This is a genomic window from Psychrobacillus sp. FJAT-21963, assembly GCF_001420585.1.
In the GTDB taxonomy this organism is placed as follows: Bacteria; Bacillota; Bacilli; order Bacillales_A; family Planococcaceae; genus Psychrobacillus.
In genome coordinates, this window is the sequence record NZ_LJIY01000002.1 from 182,360 (window position 1) to 197,500 (window position 15,141).

At 34.4% G+C, this 15,141-nt stretch carries 17 protein-coding genes; 12 read left to right on the forward strand and 5 right to left on the reverse strand.

What is annotated here, in order from left to right:
- The first annotated feature begins 1 nt into the window (after window position 1).
- The 9 genes from glpK (at window position 2) to glnA (ending at window position 8,867) form a co-directional block, all read left to right on the forward strand.
- The gene (gene glpK, locus AN959_RS06760; RefSeq protein ID WP_056829369.1) at window positions 2–1,507 is read left to right on the forward strand and encodes a glycerol kinase GlpK; all 1,506 of its coding nucleotides are present in this window, start codon (window positions 2–4) and stop codon (window positions 1,505–1,507) included.
- 2 nt (window positions 1,508–1,509) lie between these two features.
- The gene (locus tag AN959_RS06765; RefSeq protein WP_056829371.1) at window positions 1,510–3,162 is read left to right on the forward strand and encodes a glycerol-3-phosphate dehydrogenase/oxidase; all 1,653 of its coding nucleotides are present in this window, start codon (window positions 1,510–1,512) and stop codon (window positions 3,160–3,162) included.
- Complete coding sequence (locus tag AN959_RS06770; RefSeq protein ID WP_253278888.1) at window positions 3,162–4,082, forward strand: alpha/beta hydrolase; 921 nt, start codon at window positions 3,162–3,164, stop codon at window positions 4,080–4,082. The genes AN959_RS06765 and AN959_RS06770 overlap by 1 nt, the downstream gene beginning before the upstream one ends.
- Complete coding sequence (miaA, locus tag AN959_RS06775) at window positions 4,075–4,995, forward strand: tRNA (adenosine(37)-N6)-dimethylallyltransferase MiaA (RefSeq protein ID WP_056829373.1); 921 nt, start codon at window positions 4,075–4,077, stop codon at window positions 4,993–4,995. Before AN959_RS06770 ends, miaA begins: the two co-directional genes overlap by 8 nt.
- 66 nt (window positions 4,996–5,061) lie before the next feature.
- The gene (gene hfq / locus AN959_RS06780) at window positions 5,062–5,289 is read left to right on the forward strand and encodes an RNA chaperone Hfq (protein ID WP_053589890.1); all 228 of its coding nucleotides are present in this window, start codon (window positions 5,062–5,064) and stop codon (window positions 5,287–5,289) included.
- Window positions 5,290–5,355: 66 nt separating this feature from the next.
- Window positions 5,356–5,655 (forward strand): rhodanese-like domain-containing protein, encoded by a 300-nt coding sequence (locus tag AN959_RS06785; RefSeq protein ID WP_053589889.1) that lies wholly within the window; start codon window positions 5,356–5,358, stop codon window positions 5,653–5,655.
- A gap of 76 nt (window positions 5,656–5,731) precedes the next feature.
- On the forward strand, window positions 5,732–6,982 hold the full coding sequence (locus AN959_RS06790) for a methionine gamma-lyase family protein (protein ID WP_056829375.1): 1,251 nt from the start codon (window positions 5,732–5,734) through the stop codon (window positions 6,980–6,982).
- Window positions 6,983–7,107: 125 nt separating this feature from the next.
- Complete coding sequence (locus tag AN959_RS06795) at window positions 7,108–7,491, forward strand: MerR family transcriptional regulator (RefSeq protein ID WP_056829377.1); 384 nt, start codon at window positions 7,108–7,110, stop codon at window positions 7,489–7,491.
- A 41-nt stretch (window positions 7,492–7,532) separates the two neighbouring features.
- Window positions 7,533–8,867 (forward strand): type I glutamate--ammonia ligase, encoded by a 1,335-nt coding sequence (glnA, locus tag AN959_RS06800; protein ID WP_053589886.1) that lies wholly within the window; start codon window positions 7,533–7,535, stop codon window positions 8,865–8,867.
- Window positions 8,868–9,437: 570 nt separating this feature from the next.
- Here glnA and AN959_RS20565 read toward each other — a convergent pair.
- Complete coding sequence (locus AN959_RS20565; RefSeq protein WP_082355217.1) at window positions 9,438–9,599, reverse strand: YjcZ family sporulation protein; 162 nt, start codon at window positions 9,597–9,599, stop codon at window positions 9,438–9,440.
- Between the two features lie 472 nt (window positions 9,600–10,071).
- Between AN959_RS20565 and AN959_RS06805 the strand changes: the two genes are divergently transcribed.
- Window positions 10,072–10,461 carry a VOC family protein gene (locus tag AN959_RS06805; RefSeq protein WP_056829379.1) on the forward strand — a complete coding sequence of 130 codons (390 nt, stop codon included), beginning with the start codon at window positions 10,072–10,074 and terminating at the stop codon, window positions 10,459–10,461.
- Window positions 10,462–10,564: 103 nt separating this feature from the next.
- Here the strand turns inward: AN959_RS06805 and AN959_RS06810 are convergent, their stop codons facing one another.
- Together AN959_RS06810 and AN959_RS06815 are read right to left on the reverse strand one after the other, a co-directional pair.
- Window positions 10,565–11,872, reverse strand: a complete 1,308-nt coding sequence (locus AN959_RS06810; RefSeq protein WP_056829381.1) for a hemolysin family protein — start codon at window positions 11,870–11,872, stop codon at window positions 10,565–10,567.
- Between the two features lie 35 nt (window positions 11,873–11,907).
- Window positions 11,908–12,327, reverse strand: a complete 420-nt coding sequence (locus AN959_RS06815; protein WP_082460838.1) for a MerR family transcriptional regulator — start codon at window positions 12,325–12,327, stop codon at window positions 11,908–11,910.
- 384 nt (window positions 12,328–12,711) lie between these two features.
- Between AN959_RS06815 and AN959_RS06820 the strand changes: the two genes are divergently transcribed.
- Together AN959_RS06820 and AN959_RS06825 are read left to right on the forward strand one after the other, a co-directional pair.
- The gene (locus AN959_RS06820; RefSeq protein WP_156350741.1) at window positions 12,712–13,023 is read left to right on the forward strand and encodes a hypothetical protein; all 312 of its coding nucleotides are present in this window, start codon (window positions 12,712–12,714) and stop codon (window positions 13,021–13,023) included.
- Window positions 13,024–13,381: 358 nt separating this feature from the next.
- Window positions 13,382–14,212, forward strand: a complete 831-nt coding sequence (locus AN959_RS06825; protein ID WP_056829386.1) for an STAS domain-containing protein — start codon at window positions 13,382–13,384, stop codon at window positions 14,210–14,212.
- Between the two features lie 281 nt (window positions 14,213–14,493).
- Here the strand turns inward: AN959_RS06825 and AN959_RS20980 are convergent, their stop codons facing one another.
- Together AN959_RS20980 and AN959_RS06830 are read right to left on the reverse strand one after the other, a co-directional pair.
- Window positions 14,494–14,646 carry a hypothetical protein gene (locus tag AN959_RS20980; RefSeq protein WP_156350742.1) on the reverse strand — a complete coding sequence of 51 codons (153 nt, stop codon included), beginning with the start codon at window positions 14,644–14,646 and terminating at the stop codon, window positions 14,494–14,496.
- Window positions 14,647–14,756: 110 nt separating this feature from the next.
- Window positions 14,757–14,948 (reverse strand): hypothetical protein, encoded by a 192-nt coding sequence (locus AN959_RS06830; RefSeq protein ID WP_056829388.1) that lies wholly within the window; start codon window positions 14,946–14,948, stop codon window positions 14,757–14,759.
- Between the last annotated feature and the right edge of the window lie 193 nt (window positions 14,949–15,141).

Consider the following 15,141-nt stretch of genomic DNA (forward strand, 5'->3'; position numbering starts at 1 on the left):
TGTGGGTAAATACATTTTATCAATTGATCAAGGGACCACCAGCTCTAGAGCTATATTATTTGATAAGCAAGGTAATATAGTACATTCTTCGCAGAAAGAATTCACTCAATTTTTTCCTAAATCCGGATGGGTAGAGCACGACGCCCAGGAAATTTGGGGTTCTGTCTTGTCTGTAATTGCGTCCGTTTTAACAGAAAGTGGCAATCAACCAGAAGACGTACATGCAATAGGAATTACAAATCAACGTGAAACGACGGTTGTTTGGAATAAAAATACTGGAAAGCCTGTCTATCATGCAATTGTATGGCAGTCTAGACAAACGCAAACAATCATTGATGAATTGAAAAGGGAGAAGTTAGATAGCTTTTTTAAGGAAAAAACAGGTCTAATGCTTGATCCATATTTCTCTGCGACAAAAGTAAAATGGATACTCGACCATGTAGATGGAGCAAGGGAGCAAGCTAAAAACGGAGAACTTCTTTTCGGCACAATAGATACATGGCTAATTTGGAAGTTATCCAATGGGAAGAAACATGTAACGGACTATTCTAATGCCTCTAGGACGATGCTTTATAATATATTTGAACAGTGCTGGGACAAAGAAATATGTGAAAAACTAAATATACCAATGGAGATATTGCCAGATGTTGCTTCCTCCTCTGAAGTGTATGCCCAAACAGACCCCTCCGTTTTTTTTGGTAAGCAAATTGATATTGCTGGAGTAGCGGGGGATCAACAAGCGGCTCTATTTGGTCAATGTTGTTTTGATAAAGGTATGGCTAAAAATACGTATGGAACTGGCTGCTTCATGCTACTTAATACGGGAGAAGAAGCAATTTCCTCGTCATCTGGATTACTGACAACAATTGCATGGGGGTTAAATGGAAAAGTAACTTATGCTTTAGAAGGTAGTGTTTTTGTTGCTGGTTCTGCGATTCAATGGTTGCGAGATGGTTTGCGCATGTTTAAAAATGCTGCGGAATCAGAAAGTTACGCTAATAGAGTAGAGTCAACAGAAGGTGTTTATGTGGTTCCTGCTTTTGTTGGATTGGGCACTCCTTATTGGGATTCAGATGCAAGAGGGTCTATTTTTGGATTATCCCGTGGAACTACAAAAGAGCATTTTATACGTGCGACACTTGAATCCCTTGCTTATCAAACAAAAGATGTATTAGATACGATGGAAAACGATTCAATGGTTGACGTAGAAGTACTCCGTGTAGACGGAGGGGCTGTGAGTAATGAATTTCTTATGCAATTCCAGAGTGATTTGTTAAATGTGCCGGTGGAACTGGCTAAGTTGAATGAAACAACAGCATTAGGTGCGGCATTTTTAGCTGGACTTTCTACAGGATTTTGGAAAAATGAGCAAGAGCTTTCAGCAATGCGGGAAAGCCAAAGATTATATGAACCAAAAATGGATGAAACTAAACGAAGTCAACTTTATAGAGGTTGGAAAAAAGCAGTTGAGGCAACAAGAATATTTAAACTGGATGATGAGGTGTAAGGATGAAATCTTCTGTCGAACGTGAACAAATATTAAATACATTAAATTTTTATGAATTTGATGTACTAGTTATTGGTGGTGGAATTACCGGAGCAGGTATCGCTTTAGATGCTGTTACAAGAGGAATGTCCGTGGCACTTGTAGAAATGCAAGACTTTTCAGCAGGTACTTCTAGCAGATCCACCAAATTAGTGCACGGTGGATTACGTTATTTAAAACAATTTGAAGTCAAGATGGTAGCAGATGTTGGAAAAGAAAGAGAAATTGTATATGAAAACGCTGTTCACGTGACGGAGCCAGAATGGATGCTACTTCCATTCCACAAAAAAGGAACGTTTGGTCCGAAAACAACTTCCCTTGGCTTGAAGGTATATGACTTTTTAGCTGGAGTAAAAAAGGAAGAAAAGAGACATATGCTTTCAGCAGAAGAAACCCTTCAAAAAGAACCATTATTAAAAAGTAACGGTCTTCGAGGAGGTGGATATTACGTAGAGTATCGGACGGATGATGCAAGGTTGACAATCGAAGTAATTAAAAAAGCGATTGAAAAAGGAGCAGTTTGTCTAAACTATGCAAAAGTAAAATCATTTGTCTATAACGACCAATATAAGGCTATCGGTGCAGAAGTAATAGACCAAGTGAATAATAAGAAGATCACAATTCATGCAAAAAAAATTATTAATGCAACTGGTCCTTGGGTGGATACTGTCCGAGCTCTAGATTCTATGGATAATAATAAAAAATTGAGACTCACTAAAGGCGTTCATGTTGTTATCGATCAAGCATACTTTCCACTCAGACAACCAATCTATTTTGATACACCCGATAAGCGAATGATTTTTGCTATCCCACGGGAAGGTAAAACATATGTAGGAACAACAGATACTTTTTTTGAAGGAGATATACTAAATCCTGTAGCGACAAAAGAGGATGTACAATATCTTTTAAAAGCAATACAGTATATGTTCCCAGATGTTCGAATTTCGGAAGAAAGTGTTGAGTCTACCTGGGCCGGGGTCCGTCCACTCATTTATGAAGATGGAAAAAATCCTTCCGAGATTTCCCGAAAAGATGAGGTTTGGCAATCCGATTCAGGCTTATTCACGATTGCAGGTGGAAAACTGACGGGATATCGGAAAATGGCTGAGTCCATTGTAGATACTATTTCAAAACAACTGGGAGATTATAATTATGGCCCATGTGTAACAAAACATCTAGTTCTCTCTGGAGGAGACGTAGGTGGCTCAGAAAACTTTAGGGCATTTATTGCTTCGAAAGAAAGACTTGCGCAATCATATGGACTTACTATAGAAGAAGGAAGACAACTCGCTAAATTTTATGGCTCGAATGTAGATAAACTTTTTCAGTATGCGCATTTATTGAAAGCATCCAATAACTCAAAATTACCATTAAGTGTTTTAGCACAAGTTTATTATGCGATACATGAAGAGATGGCTTACTCTCCTACTGACTTTTTAGTCCGTAGAACAGGTATGCTATATTTTCAGGTAAATCAGTACAAAGCTTATAAAAATGAAATATTACAAGTGATGAAACAATTATTAAACTACACAGAAAAAGAAACAGATAATTTCCAAAAACAACTAGACAAACTTCTGATGCAAGCGACTTTAGGGGGAAGTAGGGAAGCTTAATGAAATCCATTATTGAAGCTCAAATGTCTGACGGGCATTTGATCCATGTTGTTAAATATTTACCAGAACAAAATCCGATTGGTCATGTCCATATACTACATGGAATGGCTGAGCATATTGGTCGTTATGAGGAATTCGCCAATTTTTTCGTAAACAAAGGATATATAGTTAGTGGTCATGATCATAGAGGACACGGTAGAACAGTTGCTAAAAATGGACAACAGGGATATTTTGCTGAGGCTAATGGATTTGAACTTGTTACAGAGGACGTTCGCGAAGTGTTGCTGAAGGTTCGAGAAGACTTGGTAGAAATACCGCTAATATTATTTGGACATAGCATGGGCTCCTTTGTTGCACGTAGATATATACAGAAGTATAGTGACTCTTTATCAAAAGTAATTCTTTGCGGAACTACTTTTAATCCAGGAGTAATGGGAGACGTTGGTTTAATCATTGGTAAAATGGCTTCTAAATTTAAATCACCAAAAACCGAAAGTAAGATCCTTAACAATTTATCCTTTGGTGGATTTAATAATAAAATAAAGGAAGCTCAAACTCCTTTCGATTGGTTAAGTACGGATACAGAAGAAGTGAAAAAATATGTAGATGACCCGATGTGTGGATTTATTCCTACAAACCAGTTTTTTATCGATTTGTTTGATGGTCTAAAGACGATTCATAATAACAAAGAGGTTGTCCACATACGCCAGGATTTACCAGTTCTCTTGATTAGTGGAGCAGTGGATCCGGTGGGGAAAGATGGGAAGGACATTTTTAAAGTTGCGAAAGGTTTGTCAAATGCAGGGATGAAAAATATAACCGTACATTTAGTGGAAAATGCAAGGCACGAAATATTATTAGAAAAAAATAAATTAGATACTTTCAATGTTATTGAAAAATGGATGATGAATAATGACTGAAAAACCTTTTGTAGTGGCAATTGTAGGTCCTACAGCTGTCGGTAAGACTGCACTCAGTATAGAGCTTGCAAAAGCATGCAATGGAGAAATCATTAACGGCGATTCTATGCAAGTATATCGTGGATTAACTATTGGAACTGCTAAAATCACTATAGAAGAAATGGAAGGGGTTCCTCATCATTTATTGGATATCAAAGAACCTACTGACACTTTTTCTGTTGCTGAATATCAACGAATAGTCCGTGAAAAAATAGAAGAGATTGCGCTACGTGGTCGTGTTCCTATAATAGTGGGAGGAACAGGGCTATACATTCAATCTGTATTATATGATTTTCGTTTTACGGAAGAGCATAAAACGGATAGTAACTTGATGAAAGAATTAGAGCAGTTATCTTCAAACGATTTATATACCCGATTAATTGAACTTGATCCAATCGCTGCTAACGAAATCCACCCGAATAATGTTCAACGAATTATGAGAGCTATTGAACGAGTGGAATTAAGCGGTAAAAGAAAAAATGAAATTGAACAAAATCAAGGGAATGAAAAAATATACCCTCATTATATTATCGGACTTACCATCGACCGAGCACTTCTTTATGAAAGAATCAATAAAAGAGTGGATATTATGATGGATAAAGGATTACTGGATGAAGTAAAAGGCCTTCACAGAAAAGGTATTCGAGATGTCCAATCAATTCAAGCAATTGGTTATAAAGAAATCTACGAATATTTGGATGGGAAAATTTCTTTAGAAGAAGCTATTGATAACTTAAAGCAAAATTCACGTAGATATGCAAAACGCCAACTAACTTACTTTCGAAACAAAATGGAAATACACTGGTATGATCCATTCACTGAATCAGGAAGAATAATAAAAGAAATTCAAGCTATTTTGCAGGAAAATGAGTAATTAAAGCGAATAGTAATGAGTGGAAGAGTCTATTTGATGTAAAATGCATACTTTGGGGGTATTGGAATGAAACCTATGAATATTCAGGACAATTATTTAAATCAATTAAGAAAGAACAATATTTATGTCACCGTATTTTTGTTAAATGGTTTTCAATTGAAAGGTGTTATTAAATCTTATGATAATTTTACTGTTTTACTTGAATCCGAGGGTAAACAGCAATTAATCTATAAGCATGCAATTTCTACTTTCTCACCATCCAAATCTGTAGATATCAACACTGAAGAAGTTTGATAAATTGACTTTTAGAAATACTCCTATTATTATTTGTAGGAATCTATACAGAAAGTGGCGAGTAAAATGAACTTTATAACAGCAGAAGAGCTTCTACAAAAAATAGATGCTGGAGAACAATTTAGCATAATAGATGTCCGTGAAAAGGAAGAAGTTGCAAACGGAATTATTCCCGGTGCCAAGCATATTCCTTTAGGACAAATTGAAACTAGTTTTGATCAAATCGATCAAACAGTTCCTCAATACATTGTTTGTAAAGCTGGTGGACGCAGTGCAATGGCGTGTGAAATTCTAGAAGAGAATGGATATACAGTAACAAATATTGTTGGTGGCATGCAAGAATGGGAAGGCGAATTACAGTTCTAATGGTGAGGACTAATTTCATTTTATGAGATTAGTCTTTTCTCATGGTGTTTTTCAAGAAAAATTAGGAGAGAATAACATGAACTTTCATACAACATTGTCAGACGAAATATTGACTATAGCGGATAAGGCTGAAGAAAAAATTACATCCTTTCATAAGGAGGTAGAAAAAATAGCATTTCTTAACCAACAAAAAGTGATTAGTGCTTTTAAGTCCCATCATGTAAGTGACCATCATTTCCATCCATCAACTGGTTATGGGTACGATGACGAAGGTCGTGATACCCTAGAAAAGGTATATGCGACAACATTTGGAGCAGAGGCGGCACTCGTTCGTCCACAAATTATTTCAGGTACACATGCTATATCGATAAGTTTGTTTGGTGTATTACGTCCAGGAGACGAACTTCTATACATAACAGGTAAACCATATGATACGCTCCAATCTATTGTTAGCGGTCAAGGAGAGGATACTGGTTCACTTGTTGACTTTGGAATCTCCTATCAACATGTGGATCTCTTAGAGACAGGAAAAGTGGATTGGAAAAGCGTTGAAAATAAAGTCACAGAAAATACGAAAGTGATCGCAATCCAACGTTCAAAGGGATATGCAGTACGTCCTTCTTTTACTATTAGTGAAATCGAAGAAATGGTTCAAAAAATAAGATCAATTAAAAAAGACAGTATTATTTTTGTTGATAATTGTTACGGAGAATTTGTGGAAAAATTAGAGCCAACTAACATCGGTGTAGATTTAATGGCAGGTTCACTCATAAAAAATCCTGGCGGGGGTATAGCTAAAACGGGTGGATATATTGCTGGTAAAAGTGACTTAGTAAAAAAATGTGCTTATCGAATGACGTCACCTGGAATAGGAGCGGAAGCAGGTGCTTCTCTAAATACGTTATTAGATATGTATCAAGGGTTTTTCCTTGCTCCTCATATTGTCTCACAAGCTGTAAAAGGGGCTATTTTTACTTCTGCAGTATTAGAAGATGCTGGCATGACAACTGAACCACACTTTTCTGAAAAGAGAACGGATCTTATTCAATCCGTTTCATTCCAAACAGCAGAGCAAATGATTCAATTTTGCAAAGCAATTCAATTACATTCCCCTGTAAATGCTCAATTTGCACCTGAGCCTGCTTATATGCCTGGTTATGAAGATGATGTTATCATGGCCGCTGGAACATTTATTCAAGGATCAAGTATGGAGTTAACAGCTGACGGACCAATCCGTCCTCCTTTTACTGCGTTTATACAAGGTGGTTTAACGTATGAGCATGTGAAATATGCAATATTAGGAGCCTTACAAACATTAAAAAAATAGGCAGTAAGCAAAACAGTATGTGATATTTATTAAGATAAAAATAAATGTAAGTTTTTCTGACATGATGTTGACATGTAAGCTAACATCACATATACTATTTTTATAACCTACTAGGAGGTGCAGCGATGGAAAAGGAATGGAGACGTTCTATGCCACTGCTATCCATGAATATAGTCATGCAGTTAACAGGATTAACAGCAAGACAAATTAGATATTATGAAGAGCAGGAACTTGTTCACCCTGCACGTACAGAAGGTAAGCAGCGAATGTTTTCGTTAGATGACATTGATGTATTATTAGAAATTAAAGATTTGCTCAAAACAGGAGTGAATATTGCTGGCATTAAGCAAATTTTTGAAATGAAAAAGAATCCAGCTGCTTCGAAAGAAGTACGACAAGTAATTTCGGACAAAGAATTACGTGCAATTGTTAAAGAAGAGATGCAGCTTGCTCAAAGGCAACAACGTGCATCATTAAGACAAGGGGACCTATCTCGTTTCTTTCGATAGAACGAGGTTCATATATATTAACTTTTTAGGAGAGTGAAAAAATGGGCAAGTATACAAAAGAGGATATTAAAAAGTTCGTTCAAGAACACGAGGTGAATTTTATTCGTCTTCAGTTTACAGACATACTAGGTACGATTAAAAATGTTGAAATTCCAGTGAGTCAGCTCGATAAAGCTCTCGATAATAAAATGATGTTTGACGGATCTTCTATTGAAGGATTTGTTCGAATTGAAGAATCTGATATGTATTTAGTTCCAGATTTAGATACATGGGTAGTATTCCCTTGGATTACTGGGAAAGGGAAAGTTGCTCGTCTAATCTGTGATGTTAATAAAGCGGATGGTACACCATTTGCCGGCGATCCACGTAGTAATTTGAAACGCGTATTGAAAGAAATGGAAGAATTAGGATTCACAAGCTTCAACTTAGGACCTGAGCCAGAATTCTTCTTATTTAAACTTGACGCTCAAGGGGAGCCAACTCTTGAACTTAATGACCATGGTGGTTATTTTGACTTAGCACCAGTTGATCTTGGAGAAAACTGCCGTCGTGATATCGTGTTAGAACTTGAAGAAATGGGCTTTGAAATTGAAGCATCTCACCATGAAGTAGCTCCAGGACAACATGAAATCGATTTTAAATATGCTGATGCAGTTACAGCTTGCGACAATATTCAAACATTTAAATTAGTAGTTAAAACGATTGCTCGTAAACATGGTTTGCATGCGACATTCATGCCAAAACCACTTTTCGGTGTTAATGGTTCAGGAATGCACTTTAACGTTTCTTTATTTAAAGGAAAAGAAAATGCATTCTTCGATGATTCAGCAGAATTGAAAATGAGTGAAACGTCCATGCAATTTATGGCAGGCGTATTAAAACATGTTCAAAGCTTTACTGCTATTACGAATCCTACTGTAAACTCATATAAACGTCTAGTACCTGGATACGAAGCACCATGTTACGTAGCGTGGTCTGGTCAAAATCGTAGCCCGTTGATTCGAATTCCATCATCTAGAGGATTGAGCACTCGTATCGAAGTTCGTTCAGTAGATCCTGCAGCAAATCCATATTTAGCAATGGCAGTTATTCTTCAAGCTGGTTTAGATGGTATCAAAAACAAAATGACACCACCACCTGCAGTAGATCGTAATATTTATGTTATGACAGAAGAAGAACGCATAGAAAATGGTATTCACAACTTACCACCTACTCTTCACGCTGCTATTCAAGAGCTTGGTAAAAACGAAATAATCCGCGGAGCACTTGGCGAACATATTTACGCTAACTTCGTAGAAGCAAAAGAAATCGAGTGGGATATGTTCCGTACAACTGTTCACCCATGGGAACGCGAACAATATCTGAAAATGTATTAAGCTTGATTTAGCGGGGTTTATGGACTTGATTTATGGGGTGTTTTAAAAAGGAACACCCCAATTTCACCCCAATAAAAAGCTATAAAAATATTATTTGAAAACATCGTTCAGTCGTGAGTCGACTCGTTCGGTGTTTTTCTTTTTTGTTTTATTAGAAATATAAGCGTATACATCAACGGTTATTAGAAATCTAACATGTCCCAGTTGTTTTTGAATATACTTAATATCCGCTTCGGCTTCCATTAGTAAAACTACAAGTGGGTTGGTAAAGGTTTTATGTCTGCTCTTTTAAAATTCGTTAGTAGGACTTAAACTGAAAAGTCTTTGGCATGGTTGACTATCTTTTGGACAAAGTCTCTCCATTTTTAAGAAGCATCTTCACCTTTACTAATACGGCTTTCAATTAATGGTTTGAAAAATATCCCCAAAAAATTCATACCTTAAAACGTTGACGGTTCGTAAATACCTTTCAGAGAATCCGGTAGGTGTAGTGAAGGTGGGGTGGAATAAATAATGAAAAGACAGGTAAAAGAAACCTGTCTCTAATGAATGATTTTTATAAGGATGTTGTTAGCAATCGTCGCCACCATATCTACCATGGTTTACGAAACTTGCGCCAATGATAATCAATAGAATAAATAAAACAACAATTAAAGCGAATCCTGAACCATAAGGTCTATTATACTCAGGTCCATACCCGTACCCGTAACATGGATAACAATCATAACCCATTTCAAACACCTCCCGTTTGTTAGATAGTTCATCCTATGTAATTCATTTTTCACCGACTGGTTCTTTTGCTTAGTTAGAAGAACTAATTTTTCTGAACTAACTGGAGGGTGACTGAAGGGGCTTCCTTCGAGATGGCACAAGATTGTGCCCAAATTAAAATGGATATCTTAATAAAGTTCTTAGAATTGGTTGAATATAAAAATCTAAAAATTTGCTATGAAAGATAACTAAGAGTAATTTGATGAAGTGTAATCCATTTTCGAACTAATACTTACATCCTTTCTAAATAGGTTTATCAGTGCTTTAAGCGCATTTTTTTAGTATATGTCTGTTCTTATTTTTGGTTTAAGTTATTTGTGTTTGGATTTTTAGTCTTTCAATATAAGATTCTTTTGATTATCTATGAAAGGTATTTCATAATGTCATAGAGAATATTTTATAAAATGAATATTTTAATGGGGGATAGGAATGTATGACAAAAACATCTATTCAAAGTAATAGTATAAATGGAAATGTAGTTATATGGCATTTTGTAGAGGATTTACTTAGTGCGATTGAATGGTATTCAGACCTTTTAGGGACTAAACCAACTAGCAATATTGATGTCGCTTACTTCTTTTCTCTAAATGAACACACTAAACTTGCAATCAGTAATCGTTTTAAAGCAAGTGAGAAGAATAAGTTGCCCAAAAGCGCTGCACTGGACTTACAAAGCGATGATATATTTGAGACCTATCGGATTTTTAAGGAAAAAGGAGTGCGGGTAGAAGAGATTCAAAATCCTATTTTTAACTACCATGAATTTTATTTAAGTGATTTAGAGAATAATTTAATTAGAGTACATGGTTTTGTAAAAGAATAAAAACTTATTACGACATTCCAATGAAATAAAAAATTGTATATCATAATAAAAACCAACTTGGCATTATTAATAACAAGTTGGTTTTCTATTATTAGAATAATATTTATGCGTAAGTAGTTACTTTTTTCACTTCAAGAAACTGCAATTGATGTCCTTCTTTTTCATAAATTGAAAAATTGTATCCACCATGCTCGATGTGTTTATCTTCTACTAAATCCACGTCTTGTGTGTAATACCATCCACCAATTGTATCAACATCAGGGTTTTCTATTTCAATTTTTAATAGTTTCGCAATATCATCTAGCAATACCTTAGAATGGATTATATAGTGGCCATCCTTTAATTTTCGGATATCTGCTATTTCATCTCCATCAAATTCGTCACGAATTTCTCCAACGATTTCTTCTAAAATATCTTCTACTGTAACAAGACCGGATGTTCCGCCATATTCATCTAATAGAATAGCCATATGTGTCCGTTCCTTTTGCATTTTTAATAGTAGATTATTTATAGGGGTAGTCTCGATGGTGTTAATAACAGGATTCGTAAACTTTTCCATATCAAACGTTTCAGATGTAATTCGGTTACTCATACCTTGAGTCAACAAGTCTTTAATATTGATAAAACCAATTATATTATCTCGGTCTATTTCATAGACGGGATAACGTGTATAGCGTTCTTCTGAAATAAGTGTGATTACATCATGGAACGTTGCACTTTTTTCAAATCCTACGATTTCAGTCCGTGGAACCATAATTTCACGAGCTATACGATCATCAAATTCAAAAACATTATTTACATATTTCAGCTCGTTTTGATTAATCTCGCCACTTTTATAACTTTCAGCTAGTAAAAGACGAAGTTCTTCTTCGGTGTGGGATAATTCATGTTCAGAAGCTGGCTTCATACCAAACAAGCCTACTAAAATACGAGCAGAACCGTTCAAGAACCAAATAAAAGGATACAGAATTTTATAGAAAATCATAATCGGCCTAGCAAAAACAAGTGTGACTGCTTCAGCTTTTTGAATTGCAACCGTTTTTGGAGCCAATTCTCCAACAACCACATGTAAAAATGTCGCTATAGCAAATGCGGCACCAATCGTGAAATAGTGAATATAATCTGTGCTAATACCGATGCTGTCAAATAAAGGATGTAAAATGAATTCGAACGTCGATTCACCTACCATACCTATACCAAGAGCAGTAACAGTAATTCCTAATTGACAAGCAGATAAATATTCATCAAGATGTGTAGTGACATGCTTTGCTGCTAGTGAACCTTTACGACCTTCAGCAACAAGCTGATCAATTCGTGATTGTCGCACTTTTACGATGGCAAATTCTGTTGCGACGAAAAATCCTGTTAATGCTAATAAAATGATAAATATCGTTAAATTTAATGCGGTCAATAAGTTGTCTTACTATATAAGTAAGACTTCACCTCCTATGTGATAAGCAATAGTAAAGATTGCATCAATGCAACACTTTCTGATGATACTTTTTGTTTTATAGAGTGTTGTGTTACCTCTTCCTCGTTATTAATCTGTTGAAGCAAATGTGAAACTTCTTTTTCTAAATACCGCATCTGTAATCGAATTTCTTGTATATCGATTTCTTCTATCTGTTCTATTTGTAATTCGTGTTTAATTTTATCTAAAGACATACCTGCAGCTTTTTTTTCTTCGATCATTCGTAATCTATCAATCGTTTCTAGTGAATAATAACGATAATTCGAAGTAGAACGTTCAGCTTCTAATAACCCAATAGTTGTATAATAATCAATTGTACGTCTTGTTACTCCTGTTTTCTCCGCTAATTCTCCAATTTTTAATTTCTCTTTCCCAATTAGAACACTCCTAACCATAACGTTATAGTTTAGTATAAACGTACTTTAGTGTATTAGCAATTATGAACCTAATTTGCTGTTAAATTGAAGAAGGTTTTTTTGATTCAGAATAGAATTAAAAGAGAATAACGTTTGCAGGGGACATGAAGGATTTTACTACCAGGTTCAGGATACACGGTAAATAGTCCAGTTTTTCATTATATAAGTGGAATTATTTTTAATAACAATAAAGATATTTTAGAAGTCAATTATTCTTATAACACAGATTTTTATAGTGACTTTAACAAAGAAGAGATAATTAAAGCAGTAAAAATGGATTCAAGGTTAGTTATAGATACTGTTTTACAAACTAACTCATACACAAATTTTTATTTTATTGGGAAATCCTTAGGAACAATAGCTATGAGCTCAGAATTACGAAGAGAAAAGTTTAAGGAAGCAAAAGCAATTTGGTTAACCCCGTTATTAAATTTAGACGAAGTCTTAGAAACTATAGTTAATATTGGAAACAAAAGGTTTTATATAATTGGGGATAAAGATCAAGTTTATAAGGAAGAGTTATATGATAGATTGATACAAAACAAAAATTTAACGTCACAATTAATTTCTGGTGTTAATCATAGCCTAGACTATAACGATGATATTATTAACTCGATAGATGTTCTAAAAAATATAATTATAGACATAGATAAATTTTTATCTGAAGACTTTTAAGTACTTTTTATTCTGCATTACAGAAAAGAGGTGCAAACAATTATTGCTTGCACTGCTTTTAAAGTTTATTAATTTTATTAAACTATTCCATATTATTGCCTTTGGATAAAAACTAGCTATTTACTGGAATTCTAATCGATACAGCATAGAAGATAAGCTTCCACTGAAGCGAGTGGAGAAGGTAGGGAGCTAGCTAATTATTAACTGGAACAGCAAAAAATTTAATAGTACACATTCATAGGATGGCGGTTCTTTTGGAAAGATGAAACTCTTATTTTTTTAGATTATTAAATTATTACAAACTCTTATGCATTTGCTATACTTGAGTACATAGCAATAATAAAGTAGGAGGAACGGAATGATTCGCAATAAATTATTATATGACTTTCTTCGTGAAAGAACATGGTTAATAACAGAGCGTTGGTATGCAACACTTAATAAAGATCAAAAAGGAATATACGGTACCTTAAATCCAGAAGAAATAGATAAGCTTAAAAAACAGAATCATAGATTTCAAGAAAAGTTTGTTTATTTATTTAATGAGCCAAGTGAAGAATTCTTAGAAATCTTTGATGATTTTGTGGAAACTGTCGTAGAAGATGAAGGGCATCAGAAGACTCCTTTAACTGAGATAATCGGGGAATTCTTTCGTCAGCAATACTTATATTTAGAATTAATAGAAGAATTTGTTGAACAGTATCCAGAAGAACTTACAATTAAACAAATTTTTGCATGTCATAGTGCAATTATCGAAACGATTAATGGAGTCATACTAAAATTTAGTAATGAATTTATAAGACAAACAGAAAGTCGTTTAATTGCTCATCAAGAAATGATTATGGAACTAAGTGCACCAATTATCGAATTGGTTAATAAGACAGCAGTATTGCCGTTAGTAGGAGAGATTGATACGAACAGGGCAAAGGTGATGCTAGAGCAGGTGTTAAAGCAATGTGCTGATTCTCACATCCGCCATTTGTATATTGATTTATCTGGTGTTCCAGTAGTGGATACAATGGTTGCACAGCAACTATTTCATATGATTGATGCATTAAAGTTGATTGGAGTTACATCAAGCCTATCTGGGTTACGTCCAAGTATTGCTCAAACAACTGTACAACTCGGGATAGACTTTTCTAATATAGACACACATTCTACGATAGAACAAGCTATGAGAAAACATAAATAAATATAAAAGAGCTCTATTGGAGAGCTCTTTTTTTGTTTTAAATAAAATGTTAAATAACAATTCTTTATAACTATTTTGTAGAAAGATTTTCACCTAACACTTTAAATAGAAAAGAGATGTATGTGATTTACTGCATAAATGCATATACAGCGAAGTTGGATATTAGAGGATTAAAATTATCTATAAAAAAAACTCTGAGTTATTTGTGAGGAAAGATATGGAGCATTATTTAATCAAAGATGCTAAGGTTGTATTGATTTTAATAAGTTATTATTACAAATTTATAGATAGGAATCTTGTTCATTTTGTTGTAAAATAGCCAAAGCTTCTTTTAAAAGATTAATATCTTGTAGTATTAGTTCTTTAATAGAAGAATTTTCACAATTCCTATAATCCTCTAACAAATAATTTAGCTCATTCTTGATGAAAACCATAAGACATTTCTCCTTTTAAAGCTTCTTTTACACTCATTATGAACTATTTTTAAGGAAGAAGAAATAGTAAATATTAAAGTTATGTGCCCTACATAATGTAGGGCGTAGTACTATGGTTTTAATCGCTGTTCTTCAATCCACCAATCAATATGTTCTAGATTAAAAACAAGCATAGTGGAAAGAGGTTTTTGATGAGGTATCTCTTTTTTTAATATTAAATCATTAATTTTTGATTCAGACATTGGAAAATTCACTGAATCAAGATACTCTACTAAGCTTTTAATACCATAGACTTTTTTCAATTAATCACCTCCCACCAAGCTCTCTTTTCTGTAAAGAAATCTTAGAGTTAGGTATTAAGTGAAATATGAACTAACTTAAATGTACCCTATATTTTTAATTTTACTCCTTTTATTTTTTGAAAATTACATTTAGAAAAAATCTAGTTTTATCTTTTTAAATTGGGGTATATAAATATAGAGAAACAAATGTGAT

Bases quoted from the DNA above. Each gene is read 5' to 3' on its own strand.
- AN959_RS06795 (WP_056829377.1), top strand. From the start codon at position 7,108: ATGGAAAAGGAATGGAGACGTTCTATGCCACTGCTATCCATGAATATA.
- AN959_RS06815 (WP_082460838.1), bottom strand. From the start codon at position 12,327: ATGGTTAGGAGTGTTCTAATTGGGAAAGAGAAATTAAAAATTGGAGAA.
- AN959_RS06825 (WP_056829386.1), top strand. From the start codon at position 13,382: ATGATTCGCAATAAATTATTATATGACTTTCTTCGTGAAAGAACATGG.
- AN959_RS06805 (WP_056829379.1), top strand. From the start codon at position 10,072: ATGACAAAAACATCTATTCAAAGTAATAGTATAAATGGAAATGTAGTT.
- AN959_RS06820 (WP_156350741.1), top strand. From the start codon at position 12,712: ATGAGCTCAGAATTACGAAGAGAAAAGTTTAAGGAAGCAAAAGCAATT.
- hfq (WP_053589890.1), top strand. From the start codon at position 5,062: ATGAAACCTATGAATATTCAGGACAATTATTTAAATCAATTAAGAAAG.
- miaA (WP_056829373.1), top strand. From the start codon at position 4,075: ATGACTGAAAAACCTTTTGTAGTGGCAATTGTAGGTCCTACAGCTGTC.
- AN959_RS06790 (WP_056829375.1), top strand. From the start codon at position 5,732: ATGAACTTTCATACAACATTGTCAGACGAAATATTGACTATAGCGGAT.
- AN959_RS06770 (WP_253278888.1), top strand. From the start codon at position 3,162: ATGAAATCCATTATTGAAGCTCAAATGTCTGACGGGCATTTGATCCAT.
- AN959_RS06785 (WP_053589889.1), top strand. From the start codon at position 5,356: ATGAACTTTATAACAGCAGAAGAGCTTCTACAAAAAATAGATGCTGGA.
- glnA (WP_053589886.1), top strand. From the start codon at position 7,533: ATGGGCAAGTATACAAAAGAGGATATTAAAAAGTTCGTTCAAGAACAC.
- AN959_RS20980 (WP_156350742.1), bottom strand. From the start codon at position 14,646: ATGGTTTTCATCAAGAATGAGCTAAATTATTTGTTAGAGGATTATAGG.
- AN959_RS20565 (WP_082355217.1), bottom strand. From the start codon at position 9,599: ATGGGTTATGATTGTTATCCATGTTACGGGTACGGGTATGGACCTGAG.
- AN959_RS06765 (WP_056829371.1), top strand. From the start codon at position 1,510: ATGAAATCTTCTGTCGAACGTGAACAAATATTAAATACATTAAATTTT.